Source organism: Bartonella sp. AP57NXGY (genome assembly GCF_042195805.1).
GTDB lineage: Bacteria > Pseudomonadota > Alphaproteobacteria > Rhizobiales > Rhizobiaceae > Bartonella.
On record NZ_JBHIOZ010000087.1, the window covers coordinates 1 to 5,321 of the forward strand.

General features: G+C 38.9%; 6 protein-coding genes. 1 reads left to right on the forward strand and 5 read right to left on the reverse strand.

The features are described from left to right. The 5 genes from ACFIL8_RS07395 to ACFIL8_RS07415 all read right to left on the reverse strand — a co-directional run. Window positions 1-302, reverse strand: a 302-nt coding sequence (locus ACFIL8_RS07395) for a hypothetical protein (protein WP_375689298.1), incomplete at its 3' end; no start/stop codon positions are given. 633 nt (window positions 303-935) lie between these two features. After that, window positions 936-1,304, reverse strand: a complete 369-nt coding sequence (locus ACFIL8_RS07400) for a helix-turn-helix domain-containing protein (protein WP_375632054.1) — start codon at window positions 1,302-1,304, stop codon at window positions 936-938. A 604-nt stretch (window positions 1,305-1,908) separates the two neighbouring features. Beyond that, window positions 1,909-2,952 carry a tetratricopeptide repeat protein gene (locus ACFIL8_RS07405; protein WP_375611748.1) on the reverse strand — a complete coding sequence of 348 codons (1,044 nt, stop codon included), beginning with the start codon at window positions 2,950-2,952 and terminating at the stop codon, window positions 1,909-1,911. Window positions 2,953-3,316: 364 nt separating this feature from the next. Further along, window positions 3,317-3,682, reverse strand: coding sequence for a helix-turn-helix domain-containing protein (locus tag ACFIL8_RS07410; protein ID WP_375689300.1), 366 nt, complete (start codon window positions 3,680-3,682; stop codon window positions 3,317-3,319). Window positions 3,683-4,053: 371 nt separating this feature from the next. Continuing rightward, window positions 4,054-4,455: a helix-turn-helix domain-containing protein gene (locus ACFIL8_RS07415; protein WP_375681279.1), complete on the reverse strand. Its 402-nt coding sequence runs from the start codon at window positions 4,453-4,455 to the stop codon at window positions 4,054-4,056. 466 nt (window positions 4,456-4,921) lie between these two features. Here ACFIL8_RS07415 and ACFIL8_RS07420 point away from each other — a divergent pair, with 466 nt between their 5' ends. After that, the gene (locus ACFIL8_RS07420) at window positions 4,922-5,110 is read left to right on the forward strand and encodes an antitoxin (protein WP_375611750.1); all 189 of its coding nucleotides are present in this window, start codon (window positions 4,922-4,924) and stop codon (window positions 5,108-5,110) included. The last annotated feature ends 211 nt before the right edge of the window (window positions 5,111-5,321 follow it).

Here is a 5,321-nt window from a genome sequence, read left to right on the forward strand (position 1 = left end):
CTCAAATTCACACCCATGTTTTGTTGCTTTTGAGGTTGATCTGTATAGATCACATTATATCCATTCCGTCGCAACAGATTGATAAATAAAGGAGTAAAGCTGTCTGCTGTATTATTTTTCTTTATAAGAAGTGTGGTTGTAGCTGGTGGTAAAAACCCTTTGTTACCGCTAATAAATTTGTTAGCAACTAATTGTGCCTGACGCTTTGTAAGACTTTGATCAACATAATTTGATGAATAATTGCCTACAGATGCGCAACCAGCCACCAACACAACCGGTGACAGCAATAAATATTTTAACATCTTTAATTCCCCTTACTTATTGTTGCTCTTTATTTGCGAAGCTCCTCTTCCAGAAATTAAGAGCAACTTTACTTATAGCACATTAACAACATATCGGTATCTAATCAATCGGTTAATTAATCAATGAATAATGGTTTCAGCTGTAAAGGCTGCTTGAAGTGCTTCTGGTGGCGTATATTTTAATAAACAGCTGCTTTTAGTGATTATGATAAAAAAGCAATTTTTTGCGTTTGCATGTTAAGATCATGTCCTCTATCACCATTATAAAATGATGCGTTAGGTTCTGTTCCAGATCGACCAAAAAAATTTTCAAGCATTGCTTTTTGAGGGCTGTCTTTTTTTAAATACGTATGAATGCTTATTCTGTTTGCTGTAAAATACTGTCGTTTGAGGTGTGGTGCTATAAGACATAAAACTTTGTACATGTGATGTTTTTATGAGAGTGTGTGGTGAATATTTGAGGGAGAGCTTGTCCGGATAATCTTGTGAAATGAACCACATAAAATGGGAAGCTAAAAGAGTTCTGTTCTGAGAAGACGGATTGTTTCCCAACTGGATAGGGAAGGGGCTTCTGTCCTTTGAGGGGTGGGAGGCAAGTCAAGAATAGAGAGTGTAGCGCCCTATATTATGATGTTAAAAGCTTTCATTTTGATCAGAGAGTAATTGTAAAATGGCTCTTTGTTTTATCGAGGTTAGAACTCTAAATCTTTTTAAAAGTAGGTATTCCTCTGTACTTGATGCGATTTCATCATGAGAGTACGGGGGCTGTTGTTTTGTTAAGATATCTGCATAGAAAAAGACAAGTGGAACATTTAAGATATCGGCAATTTCTTTTAAACGCCCTGCGCTGACACGATTTAAGCCGTTTTCATATTTCTGGATTTGTTGGAAAGTAACACCTAAATGTTGACCTAATGTTTTTTGAGACATTTTTAGCATTTTTCGTCTCAAACGAATTTTTTTGCCAACGAAAATGTCATTATCAAGATTTTTGGCTCGCATTTTAAAGCCCCCGCCGGTTGCGAGCGCCCTCGCGTTGGTATTCCGGGAGTCTAAAAACACTGACCTCGAATCAGCATTTTGCTTTTAGTGCTTAAAGCACCTGGACATAGCAAAATCTCCCGGAATTCCGGGATACCCGCAAAGCGGGGTAAATTTATGTTTGAGTTTTCGGGTTTTCAAGGCCCTATTGGTCGTTGCGTATGCGACCAAAACACCTTTCAATATGTAAAGTAATTTCGGAGGCTTGGCAATAAAAAATAGCTTTTTACTGAGAGTCGGCGTGTTTTTCATCCAAGCAAAAAGAATGAAAAAATAGAGCTTGCGGAATTTTCAGGATAGCCTAGCTCTTTTGCTTATTGGGTATTGTTTGTTAAGCAAATGATACCAGTGCGTTTTCTTTACCAATGAAAATGTCATTATCAAGATTTTTGGCTCGCATTTTAAAGCCCCCGCCGGTTGCGAGCGCCCTCGCGTTGGTATTCCGGGAGCTTGAAAATACTGAATCCGAATCAGCCTTTTTGCTTTTAGTGCTTAAAGCACCTGGACAGAGCAAAATCTCCCGGAATTTCTATAAATTTTATCTTTTTGATGCAGAGAGGAGTATTTAAAAAACAGGAAGGAGCTTTATTGCTTCTTTGTGCGCTTTTTCTAGTTGTGCCTTATCCATGCCTTGGAGCATTATTTCAAGATCAGGAGCTTGCATTTTTGCCTCCTTTGCGAGCATATACCATGCCGCTGCCATTATTATATCGCCTTTTGTTCCTGTGCCATCTCGATAAAGCCTTGCAAGGGAAATCTGTGCTGGTGCTACCATGTTGATAGCATTTCTTTGAAGTAAATGAAAAGCACGCTGAAAATCTGTTTCTCCTCCACGCCCCTGTACAAGCCATTGTGCTAAATGAAGTTGAGCTTTTAAGTGGTTGTTTTGAGCCGCTACCTCCATGAGCTTGCGGGCATTGCGATCATCTTTTGGTCGCTTTAACGTGCCTAAGGAAAGAATTTTTGCAGCAGAAAAAGCCGCTTCAGCATCGCCAAGAGCAGCACCTTTTAAGTACCATTTTAAGGCTTGCTCTATTGCTTCATTTTCACGACTTTGGGAAGAAACACCAGGGAGAGCTTGTTTTTCCTGTGAGGCCTTATAAAGAAGCAGTTGTCCATAATAAAAATAGGCTTCCTTGACGCCTGCTTTGACAGCTTTTTGAATGAATTGCGCACCAAGTTCTTGATTTTGTTTTATAAAGTTACCATCAAACAACATAAGTCCATAGCGTAGTTGTGCTTGGGGTTCCCCCTGTTTTGCAGCGCGTTCAAACCATAGAGCAGCACGCGCACCGTCAATAGGAACAGCACATCCTTCCATATAAATTCGGGCAAGAAGAGTTTGTGCAAAAGGATCATTTTTTTCAGCACGTCGGAGTGCTTCACGAAAAGCTTTTAAATAATAACCTTGGATGTAATAGTCATAGGCTTGGTCATAGTCTCCAGCTTTTAAGGGCTGAAAGGGTTCTTGAGTGTTTGAAGCTTCTTGAATCGTATTGAAAGAGCTTTCAGAATTTGAGATTTCTTCAGTGTTTCCCGCTGAACTTACAGCAGAACTTGCAAGCCCAATCACGCCTAAGATAAGCAGCTTCACGCTTCTCTTGATCATGGTGTTTTCTCCTCATTACCGATCAGAATTTTCACATTTTTTTTTCATCATTACAAGCCGTATAAGAATCTCATTTCTATATTACTTTTTATCTCTCAGTTTTTCGTCTTGGTTCAAGGTAGGGTTGGGTAAGTTAAAAAAGTAGCATAAATGTCGACGAGAGACAGACTGTTTAAAACAGTTCTGTTAAAAATAATACAGTCCTGTTAAAAATAATAATGATGAGGGATTATCGTATGTAAAGATGCTTATCTTCTATTATATCAATGGCTTATCCCCATAAAATGAAAAAATGCTTACAATGGAGGTTGCTTTTTAAAATACGTATGAATGCTTATGAATAGCGCACGCTATCCGTGTGATGTTAGCTTGCATTCTCATCAGAGATCAGCTGTAAAAAGGCTTTCTTTTTTACCGTTGTTAGAACTCTAAATCTTTTGAGAAGCAGGTATTCCTCTGTGCTTGATGCAATTTCTTCATGGTGGTATGGGGGCTGGTGTTTTGTTAAGATATCGGCATAAAAAAAGGCAATGGGAACATTCAAAATATCAGAAATTTCCATTAAACGCCCTGCGCTGACACGATTTAAGCCGTTTTCATATTTTTGAATTTGTTGGAAAGTGACGCCTAAAGCGTGCCCTAAAGTTGTTTGAGACATTTTTAGCATTTTTCGTCTCAAACGAATTTTTTTGCCAATAAAAAGATCAATATTAAGATTTTGAGATTGCATTTTTCCCCGCCGGTTGCGAGCGCCCTCGCATGAGTATTCCGGGAGCTTGAAAGTACTGAAATCTAATCAGCTTTTTTTGCTTTTAGTGCTAAGAGCACCTGGACATAGCAAAAACTCCCGGAATTCCGGGATACCCACAAAGTGGGGTAAATTCATGTTTAGATTTTCGGGCTTTCAAGACCCTCTTGGTCGTTGCGTATGCGACCAAAACATCTTTTAATTCATAAAGTAATTTTAGGAAATTTACAATAAAAATTAAAATAGTGTCTCTTAACGTGTCGTTTCTTAAAATGGAGGGGTGGCATGTTTTGCATTCAAGCAATAAAGTGTTCACAAAGGGGACTTTGAATAGCACACACTATCGCGTGATGTTAGCTTGCATTCTCATCAGAGATCAGCTGTAAAAAGGCTTTCTTTTTTACCGTTGTTAGAACTCTAAATCTTTTGAGAAGCAGGTATTCCTCTGTGCTTGATGCAATTTCTTCATGGTGGTATGGGGGCTGGTGTTTTGTTAAGATATCGGCATAAAAAAAGGCAATGGGAACATTCAAAATATCAGAAATTTCCATTAAACGCCCTGCGCTGACACGATTTAAGCCGTTTTCATATTTTTGAATTTGTTGGAAAGTGACGCCTAAAGCGTGCCCTAAAGTTGTTTGAGACATTTTTAGCATTTTTCGTCTCAAACGAATTTTTTTGCCAATAAAAAGATCATTATCAAGATCTTTGGTTCGCATTTTAAAGCCCCCCGCCGGTCGCGAGCGCCCTCGCATGAGTATTCCGGGAGCTTGAAAATACTGAGTTCTAGTCAGCCTTTTTGCTTTTAGTGCTTAAAGCACCTGGACATAGCAAAAACTCCCGGAATTCCGGGATACCCACAAAGTGGGTTCATCTTTACGCTAGAACTTAGGGTTTTCAAGGCCCCTTTTGGTCGTTGCGTATTCGACCAAAACATCTTTTAATTCATAAAGTAATTTCAGGAAATTTACAATAAAAATAGTTTTTTACTTACAAAATTTGTTTTTTAATGAGAGGCTATCTTCCTCTTAAATCTCTCTGGAATGATTGTCAAAATCATGACATTAGCCCTCGTGTTTTTTGAGAGGGTTAAAAAGCCTTAAGTTTTAAGATCAAAAGAACTTTGGACGCTTAAAAGTTAAACATTTTCAATTCGCTAATATTAACAACATAGACAAGAGTAATTATCTCCAATATTCAGGAATAGAAAGGACATATATTATGAAGACCACCCTTTCTCCGCTAATTTCAGAGTTCGAAACCGTTGAACAGGAAAGCAGCTACACTGCATGGCTGCGCGATAAGGTAGCGAGCAGTCTTGCAAATCCATATCCTCCTATTCCGCATGATGAGGTTATGGCTGAAATGGAAGTTATAATCAGTCAGCTTGAAGCTGAACAGGACAAGTGATGCTTCCGGTTGTTTGGTTGTCTTCGGCGCGCGACGATTTGCGTCAGATGTTACCTATATTGCTCGCGAGAATCCATCTGCTGCGCGCCGAATGAAAAGGTTTTTGGAAGCATCCGTACTGCCCATTGGCTGAACATCCATATTTATACAGACAGAGTGAGAAGGTATTAGGATTACGAGAAATTGTAGCGCATCCAAATTACCTTATATT